At 62.1% G+C, this 17,360-nt stretch carries 16 protein-coding genes; 6 read left to right on the top strand and 10 right to left on the bottom strand.

The genetic code is table 11. The features are described from left to right. Positions 1 to 95: 95 nt before the first annotated feature. On the bottom strand, positions 96 to 956 hold the full coding sequence (locus H0482_RS12990; RefSeq protein WP_193730484.1) for a hypothetical protein: 861 nt from the start codon (positions 954 to 956) through the stop codon (positions 96 to 98). A gap of 1,345 nt (positions 957 to 2,301) precedes the next feature. Next, entirely contained in the window at positions 2,302 to 2,466 is a 165-nt protein-coding gene (locus H0482_RS12985; protein ID WP_193730483.1) for a hypothetical protein, read from the bottom strand. Positions 2,467 to 2,684: 218 nt separating this feature from the next. On the opposite strand from H0482_RS12985, the gene uxaC reads away from it, so the two are divergent. The 3 genes from uxaC (at position 2,685) to H0482_RS12970 (ending at position 5,556) form a co-directional block, all read left to right on the top strand. After that, positions 2,685 to 4,103, top strand: coding sequence for a glucuronate isomerase (gene uxaC, locus H0482_RS12980; protein WP_193730482.1), 1,419 nt, complete (start codon positions 2,685 to 2,687; stop codon positions 4,101 to 4,103). Positions 4,104 to 4,184: 81 nt separating this feature from the next. Next, positions 4,185 to 5,033 (top strand): aminoglycoside phosphotransferase family protein, encoded by an 849-nt coding sequence (locus H0482_RS12975; RefSeq protein WP_193730481.1) that lies wholly within the window; start codon positions 4,185 to 4,187, stop codon positions 5,031 to 5,033. A 19-nt stretch (positions 5,034 to 5,052) separates the two neighbouring features. Next, positions 5,053 to 5,556, top strand: a complete 504-nt coding sequence (locus H0482_RS12970; protein WP_193730480.1) for a CAP domain-containing protein — start codon at positions 5,053 to 5,055, stop codon at positions 5,554 to 5,556. Between the two features lie 24 nt (positions 5,557 to 5,580). Here the strand turns inward: H0482_RS12970 and H0482_RS12965 are convergent, their stop codons facing one another. The 7 genes from H0482_RS12965 to H0482_RS12935 form a co-directional block, all read right to left on the bottom strand. Beyond that, positions 5,581 to 6,894 carry a GH1 family beta-glucosidase gene (locus H0482_RS12965; protein WP_193730479.1) on the bottom strand — a complete coding sequence of 438 codons (1,314 nt, stop codon included), beginning with the start codon at positions 6,892 to 6,894 and terminating at the stop codon, positions 5,581 to 5,583. A gap of 120 nt (positions 6,895 to 7,014) precedes the next feature. Then, positions 7,015 to 8,073 (bottom strand): Mrp/NBP35 family ATP-binding protein, encoded by a 1,059-nt coding sequence (locus H0482_RS12960; protein WP_193730478.1) that lies wholly within the window; start codon positions 8,071 to 8,073, stop codon positions 7,015 to 7,017. Between the two features lie 110 nt (positions 8,074 to 8,183). Further along, positions 8,184 to 8,837 carry a fructose-6-phosphate aldolase gene (gene fsa / locus H0482_RS12955; RefSeq protein WP_193730477.1) on the bottom strand — a complete coding sequence of 218 codons (654 nt, stop codon included), beginning with the start codon at positions 8,835 to 8,837 and terminating at the stop codon, positions 8,184 to 8,186. Between the two features lie 74 nt (positions 8,838 to 8,911). Beyond that, positions 8,912 to 10,102: an amino acid aminotransferase gene (locus H0482_RS12950; protein ID WP_193730476.1), complete on the bottom strand. Its 1,191-nt coding sequence runs from the start codon at positions 10,100 to 10,102 to the stop codon at positions 8,912 to 8,914. 79 nt (positions 10,103 to 10,181) lie between these two features. Then, complete coding sequence (locus H0482_RS12945; protein WP_193730475.1) at positions 10,182 to 11,105, bottom strand: electron transfer flavoprotein subunit alpha/FixB family protein; 924 nt, start codon at positions 11,103 to 11,105, stop codon at positions 10,182 to 10,184. After that, on the bottom strand, positions 11,105 to 11,863 hold the full coding sequence (locus tag H0482_RS12940; protein ID WP_193730474.1) for an electron transfer flavoprotein subunit beta/FixA family protein: 759 nt from the start codon (positions 11,861 to 11,863) through the stop codon (positions 11,105 to 11,107). The genes H0482_RS12945 and H0482_RS12940 overlap by 1 nt, the downstream gene beginning before the upstream one ends. Positions 11,864 to 11,981: 118 nt before the next feature. Beyond that, on the bottom strand, positions 11,982 to 12,557 hold the full coding sequence (locus H0482_RS12935; RefSeq protein ID WP_193730473.1) for a DUF6969 family protein: 576 nt from the start codon (positions 12,555 to 12,557) through the stop codon (positions 11,982 to 11,984). A gap of 235 nt (positions 12,558 to 12,792) precedes the next feature. On the opposite strand from H0482_RS12935, the gene H0482_RS12930 reads away from it, so the two are divergent. The 3 genes from H0482_RS12930 to H0482_RS12920 all read left to right on the top strand — a co-directional run bounded on the left by H0482_RS12930 (position 12,793) and on the right by H0482_RS12920 (position 15,571). Continuing rightward, complete coding sequence (locus H0482_RS12930; protein WP_193730472.1) at positions 12,793 to 13,962, top strand: M20 aminoacylase family protein; 1,170 nt, start codon at positions 12,793 to 12,795, stop codon at positions 13,960 to 13,962. A 204-nt stretch (positions 13,963 to 14,166) separates the two neighbouring features. Beyond that, on the top strand, positions 14,167 to 15,237 hold the full coding sequence (locus tag H0482_RS12925) for an AbrB family transcriptional regulator (RefSeq protein WP_193730471.1): 1,071 nt from the start codon (positions 14,167 to 14,169) through the stop codon (positions 15,235 to 15,237). 31 nt (positions 15,238 to 15,268) lie between these two features. Next, complete coding sequence (locus H0482_RS12920) at positions 15,269 to 15,571, top strand: hypothetical protein (protein ID WP_193730470.1); 303 nt, start codon at positions 15,269 to 15,271, stop codon at positions 15,569 to 15,571. A gap of 31 nt (positions 15,572 to 15,602) precedes the next feature. Here the strand turns inward: H0482_RS12920 and H0482_RS12915 are convergent, their stop codons facing one another. Beyond that, positions 15,603 to 17,237: an alpha-glucosidase gene (locus tag H0482_RS12915; RefSeq protein ID WP_193730469.1), complete on the bottom strand. Its 1,635-nt coding sequence runs from the start codon at positions 17,235 to 17,237 to the stop codon at positions 15,603 to 15,605. Between the last annotated feature and the right edge of the window lie 123 nt (positions 17,238 to 17,360).

Raw genomic sequence — 17,360 nt, 5'->3', positions numbered from 1 at the left:
CCTGCTCGGCAGGCTTTTTGGTGCTCGGGGATTTAGCAGTCATCTTGGTTCCTTCGTCAGACGACGAGACCAAAACACTCCTTAAAGCTCAACCCTCAATCTGTGCCATGGGCGCTGACGGGGAACAATAGGCCGCGCAATCTTTTCTCGCGATCCATACGGCAGAACTCGGCCTGAACCGCTTCTAGCCCCATCATCACAACAAGCTTCCCCGCACCGCCGGCATGCTGGCCGATGCCACGGACAGCGCCGATATCAGACAGCGTCTCGCCATCAAGAACGGCTTCCTCGAATGGCCCGACCAGCGGCCCCAGCGCAGCTCGCAGCCTCGCAAGGTCGCGCCGCGCATCGATCGAGGCAACCAGAATGCTTTCGGTATTATCGGTGCGGACGCGGCTGGTTGATCGGTGAACCGGATTCGGCGCGGCTGCCTTCTGGCGGGCGTCAGCGACCTGTCCGGTTTCGCGCTGTACCTTGCCACCTGTGGGCTCGCCCGCGGTGTGCGAGGTCTCCAAGGCGCCCCGTGTCCGGTTGTCGGGGTCGTCGGCCTTTCCATATTTGGGTACCACGAAAAGGTCGCGGGGGTTAGCCGTGCCCATCATCTGAGTCTGTCCGGAATCGTGTGTCCGACGATAACGTTCGGCCACGGCAATTAGTTCACTTTTTCCATCCTGCCGCAGCAACTTGAGCAGGGGCCAGGCCTGGTTGTCATTGGCTGGCGCGTCGGTGAATCCGCCGTGATACTGGCTACGCGCGATCCGGGCGAACTGCCTACGTTTCATTTCAGGCTCAACCGCGCGACCATGGTCATTGGCAGCCTTCCAAATGGAGGGGTGATCGCCCAGCCCATGAGGGCGAACGAAGCAGCGAAGTGGATTGGGGGCGGACTTCAGGCGTACGCGATGGATCGAACCATCGCTGCAATATTCGTAACGCGGATCTTGAGCAGGCTGCATCGCGGTCTCCGGCATTGGGGGAAACAAAAAGCCCCAGCGCGTGGCTGGGGTGAGTACAAAAGAAATATGTGGGTGAACGGTGCGAAAAGAAAGAAATCGGCTGACGTGTCGGACGGATTTTTGATTTCGAGAAAATCAAACATGCCGATTTAGTTGCGCGTGGCTTGGCGGCTGGTGCTGCGGATGACGGCTCGTCAGACTCTGCTGGCCCCCTCTCTCGCGCTCGCGCGTACGCGAGGCAAAAACCTGTATTAGCGCTAACAGTTTGGGAGCGCGACGGTGCGTGGCGGCCACTAGCGTCGAGTTTCCACCCTCTCGAAAAATTTCGGGTCAAGGTTCGACACGAATTTCATCTTGTGACACTAATGAGCGAGTATTTTTCTTATCGGTTGTTGTGACCCGCCGGTCAGGCGCGTGAAACATTGGTCCACGGCCAATCACTCAATCGGATAGCCGTCGACGCCGTAGTAGATCGCAGCCTTGCCATGGTCGTGGTGCGGATTTTTTGGCGTAGCGTCCACCACAGCGAGGATGATCGGCAACCAACCTGTGGACTCCCGAAATCGGACGGGCACCAGCGCGACAGACGAACGTAACGTAACACCCCTTCTAGAGAAGGGGGTTGTTACACGTTGCGCTGTTACGCCTGCGCGCCATAGTCCGTTGAGAAAACGAAACGTAACAAAATAGAGAACTGTTACGTTACGCGGTTACGTTACACTCGCCTCTTACAGACCAAAGTCCGTCTGCATCCTTCCGAATGAGACCCTTGGTTTCGAGGTCTTTTCTTGACCGGGAGAACCGCATGCGATGAGTCGCGGGCTTCATGCCTTCCTCTTTGTTGGCATCATACGCCGCTCGCCATTCCTCTTCGGTGACAGGCTCGCCCGCGTCGGCCAGGGCATCATAAGCGGGCTAACTATTTGGGTTTATTAGATTTGCGTGCTCCGGCTCTGGGCACCACTTTCCTCCATTTTTTTCTCCTATCCGGATGATCAACGCCGCGCAGTTTTTTCGCGCGACGGCATGGATGATTTCATGCCTGCGAGGTCGAGGGGCAAACCGCGTTTCGGGAGGAGCAGGCGCGGGTCGCGCGTGAGGAGTGGAGACCGATCCGTTTGGCCTTCATCTGCACCTGCAAACGAAAAAGCCCGGATACCGGGGAGGGAGCCGGCATCCGGGCTTGCGCTGCGACTGTGAGCATCTGGCGTCCGAGGGAGGGCGGGGCCAGCGCGTCGACATTGTCGAGCTTGAGGGAAGGGCGTTGGGGGGCTTCGCCGCTTCCTTGCAGTTTAGATAGGTCGGCATGGCATCAATTCAAGGGCAGGTAAGACCGGACCTGCTTTCAGAGCATCCAGGTCAATAGCGCTCCCGCCACCGACAGAATACCAAGTGTTGCGAGCCCTGCCGCCACCAGCATGACCCGGGCCCGATATGCGTGATTGCCGCGGCGCGCCACCAGGCGGATCGCCGCCATTTCAGAGTGATCGTTGAGGTCGATATTGGCCATGTTGCCTCCGCACACAAGCCGGCAATAGAGCCGGACGTCACTGGGCAGCCGCCTTCATAAGGGCCGTTTTTCTTACCCTCTCGGCAGCAAGGCTATGCGCTTGACGCGAGGGGGTGAACCAAGGCCTGCAAACGCGGTTAATTTAGTTCAAATACGAAATGCGCGCATCTTGTATGGAAGATATTGAAACGCGGTCGCGGCCGTGGCACAAACGCGCCATGACCCAGCCATCCCATCTGCATCCTGATCGCCTGTTCCCCGCATCCGAGCCGGCGCGATCCATCGCGCGCGATCTTTATCCGGCGGTCCGGGACTTGCCTATCGTCAGCCCACATGGCCATACCGATCCCTCCTGGTTCGCGGACAATGGGCGCTTCGCCAATCCCACGGCCCTGTTTCTGACGCCCGATCATTACGTGTTGCGAATGCTCAAGAGCCGGGGCATTTCCTATGATGCGCTCGGCATTGCCCGCAGGGACGCAAAGCCGGTTGAAAGCGACGGGCGCAAGGCGTGGCGGCTCTTTGCCGAAAACTATTATCTCTTTGCCGGCACGCCCTCGAAAACCTGGATCGATCATTCGCTCCATGTCGTCTTTGGCATTGACGAGGAGCTTTCTGCCCAAACTGCCGACCGTATCTATGATGCGATCGACGCCAGGCTCGCTGCACCCGACCTGCTGCCGCGCGCCATTCTCGACCGCTTCGATGTCGAGGTGATCGCCACCACCGAATTCGCGCTCGATCCCCTGGTCCACCACCAGAAGATGGAGACCGATCACTATATCGGCCGCGTCCGCACCACCTATCGGCCCGACGATGTCACCGATCCGGGCCGCCCCGCGATTGTCGAAAACCTCCATCGGTTCGGCGATCTGACCGGCGAGAACGTTGGCAAGTGGGACGGCCTTATCAATGCCCACCGCAAGCGCCGTGAATATTTTCGCCGCTTCGGCGCCGTCGCCACCGATCATGGCGTGCCGACGGCCAATACAGCTGATCTGCCGCTGGTGGAAAAGCAGGCCCTCCTCGACAAGATCCTCTCCGGCCGGCACGATGCGCAGGACGCCGAACTGTTCCGGGCGCAGATGCTGACCGAAATGGCCTTGCTGTCGGTTGAGGACGGCATGGTCATGCAAATCCATGCCGGTTCGCGCCGCAACACCGATCCGCAGCTTTTTGCGGAGCGCGGGGCCGATCTAGGGGCCGATATTCCCGGCCCTACCGATTATGTCGGCGGGCTGCAGGCATTGCTTTCCCGCTGCGGCAATGAGCCCAATCTGCGGCTCATCATGTTCGGGCTCGACGAAACCACTTATGCGCGCGAAATGGCGCCGATGGCCGGCTATTGGCCTTCGTTGATGATCGGCCCGCCCTGGTGGTTCCATGACAGCCCGCAAGGCATTCGCCGCTATCTCGATCAGGTGGTGGAAACGGCGGGCTTCTACAATCTGGCTGGCTTCAATGACGACACGCGGGCGCTATTGTCCATTCCCGCGCGCCACGATGTCTGGCGCCGCGAAGTCTGCGGCTTCCTCGGCCGCTGGGTGGGCGAAAACCGGATCTCGAAGTCATCGGCGCGGGACATTGCCATTCACCTCAGCTATCAGGCTGCCAAGGACGCATACAGGATCGAATAGGGGCGGTTTCCGCCCCACTTTCATCACCTTTGCGCGCCATCCGTCGAATCCCGGCCCGGCTTCTGGTCTAATGGCGCCATGATGAATCAGTCTCCCATCGAAACTGCGCTGAGCCGCGCCCTGATCCGCTGGTCGCTGACCAAATCCACCGCGGTGGCCGAGACGCCCCGCAGCTGGATTTTCAAGGTCGAGCAGAATGGCCGCAATTTCGGTGCCCTCAAAATCCTCAAGCCACTGGCCGCGGCAGAAGAGGGCAGGGGCGGGCGGTTGCTGCAATATTATGCCGGAGACGGCGCCGCGACCGTTTTCGACATCCATGGAGATACCATTTTCATGGAATGGCTCGGCGGGCCGACCCTGGGGGCGCCGGCGCGCAATGGCCGCGATGACGAGGCGACCGCTGCCCTGGCCAGTCTGGTCGCCAATCTCCACCGACCTCGGCCCGACCGGCCGGATGACTTGCAACCATTGCGGGAGCGCTTCGAGGCCTTGTTCCAGGCCGATATCCGCGCCTGGCCGCATACCGCCCGCGACCTCTATGCCCGCGCCTCCGGCATTGCGCTGAACCTGTTCGACAAGCCCATGCCGGCCATTCCCCTGCATGGCGACCTGCACCACGACAATATCCTCTCCTCCGACCGGGGCTGGCTGGCCATCGATCCCAAGGGGCTGATCGGGGATCCGCATTACGAACTCGCCAACGCCTTCCGCAATCCCTATGGCGCGGTGAAGCTGGCCGCCGATCCCAAGCGCATCAATGCCATGGCCGATACTTTTTCGTCGCGGCTGGGCCTCAACCGCAAGCGCATTCTGGGTTTTGCCGCCGCGCATGCGGGGCTGAGCGCCTGTTGGGATTTGACGGCGGGCAATTCCATCACCGCCGATCTTGCTATATTACCGCACCTGCTCAGCGCCTATGATCAGGCCTGAATTCCCGCGGAAGCCCTTCATGCCTCATTATTCGCGCCGCGCCTTTCTTGCACTTGGCGCCACCGGCCTGCTCGCCGCCTGTGCGTCCACCATGCCGCCTCTGCCGGCCAAGATGTCGGACCGTCCAGAAGACCTGACGCGCGAACAGATCGTCAGCACCATCAATGCGGTGCGCAGCGCCAATGGCGCGCCCGCATGGACGTATAACGCGGCGCTCGAAGCCGCAGCGCGGTCCCAGGCCCGGCTAATGGCGCGCCAGGACAAGCTCAGCCACGATCTGGGCGTGACGCTGCGTCAGCGGGTATCGGAGGCCGGTTATCTTCTCGCCGTCGGTGAAAATCTGGCCAAGGGCTACAAGACCCTGCCCGAAACCATCGATGGCTGGCTGAATTCGCAGGGTCATCGCAATACGCTTCTATCGCCGAAATTCCTCGAATTCGGCCTGGCCTTTGCCCGCACCAATTCCGGCAAGCTCTATTGGGCGATGATTGCCGGTGGCCCCTATGAGGCGTGGCGGCCATAGAAGCGGCCACGCCCGCAGGACATGTCAGCGCGTATTGTGCAACAGCCCCTGAAAGGAGCGATAGCTCGCCTTGGGGGTGCGCTGCTGGGTCTCGTAATCGACATGAACCAGCCCGAAGCGCTTATTATAGCCTTCCGCCCATTCGTAATTGTCGAGCAGTGACCAGGCGAAATAGCCGCGCACATCGGCTCCGGCCTCGCGGGCGGCCAGCACGGCCTTGAGGTGGTCGTCATAGTATTTGACGCGGCGCGGGTCGTCCTCGCCCTCGACCTCGGCCATGCCGTTCTCGGTCACATAGAGCGGGATCTTGGTATAGTCATTGGAGACGCGGACCAGCAGGTCCGAGAGCCCTTGCGGATAGATTTCCCAGCCAATGTCGGTCAATTCCAGCGGACCCTTGACCTGCTCGACCGGCATGCCCGGAACATTGGAGGCCCTGTAGAGGCCACGGGTGTAGTAATTGATGCCCAGCCAATCGAGCGGACGCGACACCACCTCCATGTCGGCCTGATAATTCTCCGGCAGGTAAGGGGCCAGCCATTCGGTCATTTCTTTGGGATAGCGGCCCTTGAAGAGCCCATCGAGATACCAGCGATTGAAGGCCGCATCGCCGAAATTGCAGGCGGCGATATCGTCCGCGCTTTGGGTCATCGGTTCGGATTTTTCCAGATTGAGCACGATGCCGAGATTCTTGGTGCCTTCGGCGCGCAGCGCGTCAATGGCCTGGCCATGGGCGAACAGCACGTGATGCATGGCGCGGGCGGTGGCGCGCAAGTCGCGATAGCCCGGCGCATGTACGCCCAGGAAATGGCTGAGGAAGGCGACGCACCACGGCTCGTTTATGGTGGCGGTGGCGGCCAGGCGATCACCGAATTTCTGCGCGATCAAGGTGGCGTAATCGGCAAACCAATGAGCAATGTCGCGGTTCATCCAGCCGCCGCGATCCTGCAAGGTGGATGGCAGATCCCAGTGATAGAGCGTGGCATAGGGCTTGATGCCGCGCTCCAACATGCCGTCGATCAGGCGGTCGTAGAAATCGACGCCTTCGATATTGATGGCGCCGGTGCCTTGCGGGATGAGGCGAGGCCAGGCGAAGGAAAAGCGATAGGCATCGAAGCCGCCATCGCGGATGAGGTCGAGATCGGCGGGCCAAAGCTCGTAGTGATTGCAGGCATGAAGGCCGGTATCGCCATTATGGACATTGCCGGGGGTGGCCGAGAACGTATCCCAGATGGATGGCCCACGCCCATGGCCTTGCCCGCCCTCGATCTGATAGGCGGCGGTGGCGACGCCAAAGGTAAAATCGGGACCGAAATCCCGGCGGTCAAATGAGAACATATCCACTCCCTGTGGGCGTCCGGCCCAATCGTGCGAGCCGGATACCACCGCCGGAAGTTGTTATGCAATCGATTTCAGCAATCGATTTAAAAGCTTTACGTACGTCACGTGGATTTTGTTTTACGGAACGCGGGCGATGAGGTTCTGGGCGATGGCGCGATAGGCGCGGGCCTCGGCGCCATCCGGCGCGCTGACCAGAGGAGGCACGCCCGCATCGGAACTTTCGCGGATGGACATGACCAGCGGAATGGCGCCCAGAAACGGGATTTCAAGATTTTCCGCCGCCCGCTCGGCCCCGCCGGAACCGAAGATGTCGTAGCGCTTGCCGGTATCGGGCGCGATGAAATAGCTCATGTTTTCAACGAGACCGAGCACAGGAACGTTCATGCGCCGCAACATGTCGATGGCCTTCTGCGCGTCGATCAGGGCCAGATCCTGAGGTGTCGATACGATGACCACGCCGTCGATGATGGTCTGCTGGAACAGGGCGATATGGATGTCTCCGGTGCCGGGCGGCAGGTCGATGACCAGCACGTCCAGCCCGTCCCAAGCGGTTTCGCGCAGCAATTGCCGGAGGCCGGACGTGGCCATGGGGCCGCGCCAGACCACGGCCTGTCCGGGCACCAGCATCGAGCCGATCGACATGACCTTCAATCCATGAGCCTCGTGCGGCTTGAAGATACCATCGTCGCGAATGGCGGTGCGGCCCTCAATGCCCAGCAGTTTCGGAAGAGAGGGGCCATAGAGGTCGGCGTCGAGCAGACCGACCCGGAGGCCCTCGGCAGCCAGCCCCAGCGCCAGATTGACCGCCGTGGTGGACTTGCCGACCCCACCCTTGCCCGAGCCCACGGCGATGATGCGCTTGACCCCGTCCACCCTTGTTTTGCGCTGCGGGGTGGCCGAGCCATGGCCGAATTTGGGGCCGCTGGATTTTTCGGCGGTGATGGAGACCATCACCTTGCGATTGCCGCCAAGCCGGGTCGCTACCTTGTGCGCCTCGTCCCGCGCCGGACCGAAGGCGGCTTCCATGCCGCTGGCGACGGCAATGGCAAAGGCGATGGCGCCGGGGGTGACGATGATCTCGGAAAGTCCGGCATAGCCTGCCAGATCGCCGCCGCCGGGGATTTCCACATCGGCGAGGGCGGTCTTGATCTGGGCGGAAAGGTCGCTGTCGGCCATGGCGCGGTCCCTGAAAAAGAAGACCTCACCCTTGAACTTGTCGAAGGGCGAGGTCTTTGTTGCGCCTCAAGGTTCGACAAGCGACCCTGAGATTTTCGTTGTGTCGACTGTTAGAGGATCGACTGGCCGGTGGCCTTCCAATCCTTGAGGAAACCCTCAATGCCTTTGTCGGTCAGCGGGTGCAGGGCCAGCTTCTTGATCACGTCGGGCGGGATGGTGGCGACGTCGGCGCCGGCCAGCGCAGCCTGGGTCACGTGATTGGCCGAACGGATCGAGGCGGCCAGAATCTGCGTCTCGAACTGGTAATTGTCGTAAATGGTGCGGATATTTTCGATCAGTTCCATGCCATCGAGATTGATGTCATCGAGCCGGCCGATAAAGGGCGAGATATAGGTGGCGCCGGCCTTGGCGGCGAGCAGGGCCTGATTGGCCGAGAAGCACAGCGTCACATTGGTCGCGATGCCCTTGTCGTGGAAATGCTTGGTCGCCTTGAGGCCGTTGAGCGTCAACGGCAGCTTGATGACCACGTTCTTGGCGATCTTGGCCAGATGCTCGCCCTCGGCGACCATGCCGTCATATTCAAGGCTCGCGACTTCGGCCGAGACCGGATCGGGGGTGATGTCGCAGATTTCCTTGATGACTTCCTTGAAGTCACGGCCCGACTTGGCGATCAGCGACGGGTTCGTCGTCACACCATTGATGAGCCCGGCATCGTTGAGCTCCTGAATGGCGGCGGTGTCTGCAGTATCGACGAAAAACTTCATCGTTTCCTCCTGAAAATCTGGTTCCATTGGCCGGATCGGCCAAGATGTATCATGGCGGCGCCGGGCCGCAAGCCTCAGGCCCGGGCGATGGCAGCCAGAAACGCGTCCGCCAGATCGCCGACGCGATCTTCCGGGATGCCGGCGACATTGATGCGGCTATCCCCGGTCATATAGACCCCGTTTGCGGCTTTAAGATGCTCGACGGCATCGTTGGACAGGCCCAGCAGCGAAAACATGCCGCGATGGTCGGCCACGAAGTCGAAATCGGTGGAATTGGAGCGCTCGCGGATGGCGTCAGAAAGTTTTTTCCGCAATGAAATCATGCGGTTACGCATAGATTCCAGCTCACTCTCCCATTCGGCGCGCAAGGACGCGTCCTCGAGAATAGTGCGGATGATTTCCGCGCCGTGATCGGGCGGCTGCGAATAGGCGCCGCGAATGATGTTGAGGAGCTGCGAATTAGTAACGTCGGCCTCATCGGCATCGCGGGCCATCAGGATGGCGGCGCCGACACGTTCGCGATAGAGACCGAAATTCTTCGAGCCCGAGAAAGCTATCAGAGCTTCGGGCACCGAGGATAGAATTTTGCGCGTCCCATAGGCGTCGGGCTCGATGCCGTCGCCGAAACCGAGATAGGCCAGGTCGATAAAGGGCAGGGCGCCGGTGCGCACCAGGCTCGCCGCCACCTGATCCCATTGCGCATTGGTGAGGTTGGCGCCGGTCGGATTGTGGCAGCAGCCATGCAGCAGCACGACATCGCCGGGGCCCATTTTATCAAGCGCGGCAAGCATTTGCTCGAACTTGACGCCGCGCGTCGCCGGCTCGAAATAGGGATAGGTTGCGACCTTGAGGCCGGAATTGAGCGCGATCGGATTGTGATTGGCCCAGGTCGGGTCCGAGACATGCACGGTCGCGCCGGGGCGGGCGCGGTTGATCAGCTGCATCAAAACCCAGAGCGAACCGGTGCCGCCCGGGGCCTGGGCAATGCGCACGCGGGAGCGATCGACGCTGTCGGCCAGCACGAGATCGAGCACGGCGCTGCCATAGCCCTTATTGCCGGCAATGCCGAGATAAGTCTTTGTTTTCTCGTTGGAAAGAATCCGCTCTTCGGCCTTGCGCACCGAGGTCATCACCGGGGTGACGCCTTTTTCGTCCTTATAGACGCCGACGCCGAGGTCGATCTTGGTGGAGCGCTGGTCGGCAGCATATTCACCCATAAGCGCCAAAATCTTGTCGCCGGGGGCCTTGGTGAGGGATTCGAACATGGTCTGGGAGTCCGGTGGAATGCGGGGCCTTTATAGGCCGGATGAGGATTTTTGCAAACGAAACAGAGCGGGGACGGGCCTAGCGTTTTATGCCCATTTTTTCCAGTTCTGCGGTTAATTGTGGAACGATTTCAAAGAGATCGCCGATCAGCGCCACATCGGCGATCTTGGCGATCGGCGCCTCGGGGTCGGAATTGATGGCGATGATCTTTTTCGCACCCTGAATGCCGGCCAGATGCTGGAGCGCGCCGGAAATGCCGATGGCGATATAGAGGTCGGGGGCGATGATCTTGCCGGTCTGGCCGACCTGCCAGTCATTGGGAGCATAGCCGGCATCGACGGCGGCGCGGGTGGCGCCAATGGCGGCGCCGAGGATTTTGCCAAGCTTTTCAATGAGCTGGAACCCCTCCGCCGAGCGGAACGACACGCCGCCGCCAACAACGATCTGGGCGGTCGCGAGATCAATGACATCGTCCGCACTGCGATGAGCGGCGATGAAGCGGGCGGCGGAAATGACTGGATGTTCAAGCACTTCCACCGGAGCCGCATTGCCGATAGCCGCTGGCGGGAAAGCCGAGGCGCGGAAGGTGAGGACATGCTGCGCCTGTCCGTCGAACAGGGTTTCCAGCGCATTGCCGGCATAGATGGGACGGGTGAAGTGATTGTCGCCGTCAATGGCGACAATGTCGGTAACGGGCTGGATGTCGAGCCGGGCAGCGAGGCGCGGCATCACGTCTTTTCCCGCGCTGGAGGCTCCCGAAACCACATATTCGTATCCCGGAGCCAGCGAAAACAGCACCTCGGCAAGGGCATCCGCCAACGCATTGTCAGCACTTCGCAGCACCTTGCGCACAGGCGAAAGGGCGGCAGCGGCTGCCGCCGCCTCGGCGGAACCGGGCACGAGAATATCGAGGGGACCAAGCTGGCTGGCCGCCTGCACGATGCGGGCGGTGGAGGGCGAGAGCACGCCATTGTCGACTTCGGCGAGAACCAGGACGCTCATCAGATCGCCTCCATCGCATTGACGTCGGCGGCAATGAGGGCGGCGAGTTCGGACACCGAGCCGATCACCTGTCCTGCCACACGCTCGGGCGGCGGGGATATGTTTTCAACGCTGAGACGCGGGGCGAGATCGACGCCGAGGTCACTGGCGGCGCGAACCGTCAGCGGCTTGGAGCGCGCCTTCATCACCATGGGCAGGGCGGCGTTGCGTGGCGTGTTGAGGCGCAGATCGGCGGTGACGATGGCAGGGAGGGGCAAGGCGATGGTCTCGCGCCCGTAATCGACCTCGCGGGTGACTTCGAGACTATCGCCATCGACTCTGATTTCGGAGGCGAAGGTGGCCTGCGGACGCTCGGTGAGGGCGGCGAGCATCTGGCCGACATGATTGCTGTCGTCATCCACGGCCTGCTTGCCCAGCAATACGAGGTCAGGCTGTTCCTCTGTCACCACCTTGGCCAGCAGTTTGGCGATGACCAGGGTTTCGAGATTGTCCTCGGTCTCGACCAGGATGCCGCGATGCGCGCCCATGGCGAGGGCGGTGAGGATGACGTCATTGGCAGTTTTGGGGCCGATGGACACCACGACGATCTCGGCGGCTTGTCCCGCTTCGGCCAATTGCACCGCCGCCTCGACCGCGTGCTTGCAGAAGGGGTTCATCGACATGCGCACGCCATTGGTCTCGACGCCCGAACCATCGGCGCGGACGCGGATGCGGACATTGTGATCGACCACGCGCTTGACCGCGACGAGGATTTTCATGAGCAGCTCCGTCAGGTTGGGGCTTCAATGACAAAAAGGGGCCGGACCGACAAGGCGCAGGGAGAAAAATTCAGTTCCGCCCGGCGCATTTGATTGGAACGAATGACCCGGTGCGTCTTCAGGGCCGGAATTCGGACGTCACTTCCAGCGTCCGATCCTCTCTGTTGGCGGCAGGATCGCCCGCTGCATGGGCGGCGATCACCAGATCGCGCTGGCGGATGAGCTCGGCGATTTCGGCCTCGTAGCGCACGAAAATGGCGGTCAGCCAGCGGTTCACCAGATAGGAGGGGCGGGCCATCTCGATGTCGAACCGGGCGAGAAGCGGGATGGTCGCTTCGCTCTCCAGCCAGTCATCGCCGACCACCCAATGATTGACGGTGAAGATGCGCAGCAATTTGCCATAGGGGTCGACGCCGATGGCGGCCAGATGATGCACCTTGCCCTCGCGCCCTTCCGGCCGCACGAAGCAATGGAAATGCCCATGCTCTTCGGCATCGCCGGCGGGGGAATGGCAGTGATAATAATATTGCGCGCCGCTGACCAGATCGAACACATCCCCTTCAGGATAATGCGACCATGCCGTGAGGTCGGGGGCGTCGCGCAGCGTTTCGAGCAGCACATTGGTCCCGCTTTTGGCCATTATGGCCTCGCAGAAGCGGATTTCCTCATCCGCGCGTTTGCTCGCATCGCTCATGGTTCACCTCCATATCGGGGCAGGTCTGGATTAGCCCTGTGCGGCGGGCCTGACAAGGGTATGGGCGGCAGGGGCGCGCGCGCCTTTTCGAGGGCGGCGTCGGAGATGGATGCACCGATCCACGGATCAAGTCCGAGGATGGCCGGGGCAATAAAGGAGGCGGGAAAAGGCCCGCAGTTGACGGGAGGCTTCGGGGCGGAGAGATTGGCGCCTCTCCCACCTGCTTTGGTCGCCTATGCCCATTCTCAATTCCGTTGCCGCGTTCCAACCCGAAATCGCCGACTGGCGGCGTGACCTGCATGCCCATCCCGAAGTGCTGTTCGACGTGCATCGCACTGCCGGTTTCGTCGCCGACAAGCTCCGGGAATTCGGCTGCGACGAAATCGTCACCGGGCTGGCAGGGACCGGCATTGTCGGCATCATCCATGGCCGCAGCAATAAAAGCGGCAGGACCATCGGCCTGCGCGCCGACATGGACGCACTGCCCATGACCGAAAAGACCGGCGCGCCTCATGCCTCGACCGTGCCGGGCAAGATGCATGCCTGCGGCCATGACGGGCACACCGCCATGCTTTTGGGCGCCGCCAAATATTTGGCCGAGACGCGCAATTTCGACGGGCGCGTGGCCCTGGTGTTCCAGCCCGCCGAGGAGGGCGGTGGCGGCGGCAGGGTGATGATCGAGGACGGATTGTTCGAGCGCACCGGCATCGACGAGATTTATGGCATGCACAATTGGCCCGGCATGCCGGTTGGCCAGTTTGGCATCCGCGCCGGCGGCATCATGGCGGCGACCGACCGGTTTTATATCGACATCGAGGGGCAGGGCGGCCACGCGGCGCGCCCGCAGCAGACCATCGACCCGATCATCGTCGCTGCCCAATTGGTCACAGCGCTCCAGACCATCGTGTCGCGCAATCTCGATCCGCTGGAAAGCGCCGTGCTGTCGGTGACCATGATCGAGGCCGGCGAAGCCGACAATGTCATTTCCCGCACCGCCAAGATCACCGGAACTGTGCGCACGCTCGATGGAAACGTGCAGGACTTCATCGAGGCCCGGATGGGGGAATTCGTGCCTCAATTTGCCCAGAGTTTTGGGGCTCGCGCCTCGATCCGCTATGCGCGCGGCTATCCGGTGACGGTGAACGCCCCCGAACAGACCGCCTTTGCCGCCAGCGTGGCGCGCGAAGTGGCCGGGGCCGACAAGGTGGATGCCGAGACCGCGCCCTCCATGGGCGGCGAGGATTTCTCCTTCATGCTCAACCAGCGGCCCGGCGCCTATATCTTCATCGGCAATGGCGATTCCACCGAATTGCACACCGATACCTATGATTTCAACGACGAGGCCATTCCCGTGGGCGTGAGCTATTGGGTTCGGCTGGCGGAGATGGCGCTGCCGATCGGGTAGCGCGGTGCCGCGCGTTTCGGAGGAGATTCGGGCGCAACGGTAGCGGGATTGTCGGTTCCTGCGCCTCCCTCCCACTTGATGGGAGGGAGAGAAAGAGCCGCGATTTCAGCGTGCGTTGCAGTTTGCGACGTGCGTGCGCGCTATCGATGGAGCCTGGGCCAGCGGGGATTGAGGCTTGTGGCGCAAGGGCGTAGGGAAGGCGACATGATCCAGTCCACCGCCTTCAAGCATCCTATAGTCGCCACCTTGCTGACCCTTGCCATTTCCGCGCTCGGCGGCGGGCTGGCGGATCTGGCGGGCCTGCCGGCGGGCTGGCTGATGGGCGGGGCGCTGGGGGTGACCATCGCCGCCATGCTCGGCCTGCCGGTCTCCATGCCCGACCGGCTGCGCGATGTGGTCTTCGTATTGATCGGCATGAGCATGGGCGCCAGCGTTGCGCCCAATTCGCTGACCTTGCTGGCGAGCTGGCCCATTTCCATCGCCGCGCTGACGCTGGAACTGGTGATCATCGTCGCCACCACCGGCTGGATGCTGACCAGGCTGTTCAAGCTCGATCCGGGCACCGCCTATCTCAGTTCCTTTCCCGGCCATCTGTCCTTCATCCTCGGCATCGCCGCTACCGGCGTCGGCAATGCCCGCCAGATCGTCATCATCCAGGTGATCCGCATCCTGATGCTGACAATTGCCGTGCCCATCGGCGCGGTGTTTCTGCCCATCGATCATTTTCCCCCGCCCGAGGCGGAAGCCTTTCTCTCCCTGCCCGCCCTGGCGCTGCTGGCGCTGGCCTGCGTGGCGACCGGGCTGGTCTTCATCTGGCTCAAAGTGCCGGCCGGCATGGTGCTGGGCGCCATGGCGGCTGCGACGGCGGCCAAGCTGGGCGGGCTCTATACCGAGGCCATGCCGGTGCCGCTGGTCACAATCACCTTCATTCTCACCGGGGCGCTGATCGGCTCGCGCTTTGCCGGCATCTCCCGGCAGGAATTCGCCGCCGCCGCCAAGGGCGGGCTCATCGCCACCTTCATGACGCTGGCCATCGTCACATTGATGGCGCTGGGCGTGGCCCAATTGGTGGACATGCCGTTCGGGCAGATCTGGCTGGGCCTTTCGCCCGGCGCGCTCGAAGGCATGGGGGCGCTGGGCATCGCGCTGGGCTACGATACCGCCTTCATCGCCGCCCATCACGTGCTGCGCCTGCTGATGCTGAGCTTTGCCATCCCCGCCGTGGTGGTGCTGGTGCGTTTGCAGGAAGCACGGGCGCAGGAAAGCCGCATTTGAGCGGCACGGAAAGGCAAAAGGAGTTCGCCCCATGATGATCCGCGCTTTTTCCGCCCTCGTCTTCGGCCTCGCGCTGACCTCGGCCGCCCAGGCCTCCGCCGCCTGCTATCAGCATAGGCCCGGGGTCAATGTCTCGTTCGGCATTTCCATCGGCGGGGAATTTACCCAGGAGGAGAAGAACCGCTTCACCCTCATGGAACTGCGCCGCATGGGCGTCGATGCGACCAGCGTCGAAATGTGGGGCGGCTGCATCCGCGCCTATGTGAGAAAGCCCGGCGGCGGGGAGGAAATGCAATTCTTCCACCCCGATTCGCTTGAACGGGTAACGCCCTGAGCCCCTGACCGAGCGCGAGGCGCAGGGGTCGCTAGGTCAAAGTGTAGCTCACCCTGCCCTCGCCGGCGGGGGCGGGGAGGATGGCAAAGCCATTGGCGCCGAGCAGCAGCGTTGCGCCGGACAATTGCGCATTGTGGCTGACCGGCTCCAGCACGAGATCGACGCCGAAAAGCGCCACGCTGCGCGGCTCGGGGGAGAGATTGAAGACGCAGACCAGATCCTGGTTGCCGGCACTGCGCGCATAGGCCAGCACCGGCTCGTCGCAATCGAAAAAGGCGATGTCGCCAATCCGCAGCGCCGGATGGGTTTTCCGCCAGCTCAGGATAGCGCGGTAATAATTGAGGATCGAGGCCGGATCGGCGTTCTGGCCATCGACGCTGAGCGCCGCCGCCGCGTGCTTGATCGGCAGCCAGGGCGTGCCATTGGTGAAGCCGGCATGGGGCAGGCCCGAATGCCAGGGCATGGGCGTGCGGCAGCCATCGCGGCCCTTGTCCTCCGGCCAGAAGCGGATGCCGCGCGGATCGGTCAGCTCCTCATAGAGAATGTCCGCTTCGGGCAGACCCAGTTCCTCGCCCTGATAGAGCCCGGCCGAGCCCTTGAGAGTCAGCATCAGCGCAATGGCCTGCCGCGACAGATCGGCGGGTGCGGCGCTGTGCGGCGCCCAGCGGCTCATATGGCGGATGACGTCGTGATTGGAAAAGCTCCAGCAGGGCCAGCCGGTCTCGCCTCCCGAAAAGAAGGCTTCGACCTTGGAGCGGAAATGGCTGGCGGAGAATTTGGGGCCGAGAAAGTCGAAGGAATAGCACATGTGCAGCAGGTCGCTGCCCGACGTATATTGGCGCATCAATTCAAGGCCGCGCTCGTCGTCGCCCACTTCCCCCACCGTCGTGGCGTCCGGGTAATCGTCGAGCAGCGCCCTGACCTTGCGCAGCCAGTCCACATTCTCCTCCTGGCTCTTGGAGAATTTGTGGCTCTGCATGTCATAGGGATTGGTCACCGGCTTGCCCTTGAGCTCGGCCAGCGGCGGATTGGAGCGCAGTTTCGCGTCGTGGAAATAGTAATTGACGGTGTCGAGCCGGAACCCGTCCAGCCCCCGGTCGAGCCAGAAGCGCATCACTTCCAGCACCGCGTCCTGCACTGCCGGATTGTGAAAATTGAGGTCGGGCTGGGAGGTGAGGAAATTGTGCAGGTAATATTGCCGGCGCGCCGTATGCCATTCCCAGGCGGAACCGCCAAAGACCGACAGCCAATTGTTGGGCGGGGTGCCGTCGGGATTGGCATCGGCCCAGACATACCAGTCGGCCTTGGCATTGTCGCGGCTGAACGCGGATTCGAGAAACCATGGATGCTGCGAGGAGGTGTGGCTGACCACCTTGTCCATGATGACCTTGAGGCCCAGGCCATGGGCTTTTTCGATCAGGAGGTCGAAATCCTGCAGGGAGCCGAACAGCGGATCGACCTGCATGTAATCGGAGACGTCATAGCCCATATCGGCCTGCGGCGACTGGGTGATGGGCGAGAGCCAGATGCAATCGACCCCGAGGCTGGCAATATGATCGAGCCGGTCGATGATCCCGGCAAGGTCGCCGATGCCGTCACCATTGCTGTCCTGAAACGAGCGCGGATAGACCTGATAGATCACTCCGCCGCGCCACCATTCGGTCATTTGTCCGCTCCTTGCAGGCTCGATTGCGGCCAAACTAGCCGGTTCGCGCCGCGCTGTTAATGGTTTCCGGCGCAGGGGAGCCTGGCAAAAAACGAGGGGGCGCGCTGTGTCTCCGGCCTGGTT

This window comes from Devosia faecipullorum (genome assembly GCF_015158295.1).
Taxonomy (GTDB): Bacteria; Pseudomonadota; Alphaproteobacteria; order Rhizobiales; family Devosiaceae; genus Devosia; species Devosia faecipullorum.
The sequence above is the reverse complement of the archived record's forward strand: the minus strand, read 5'-3'. Positions and strand labels throughout refer to the sequence as shown.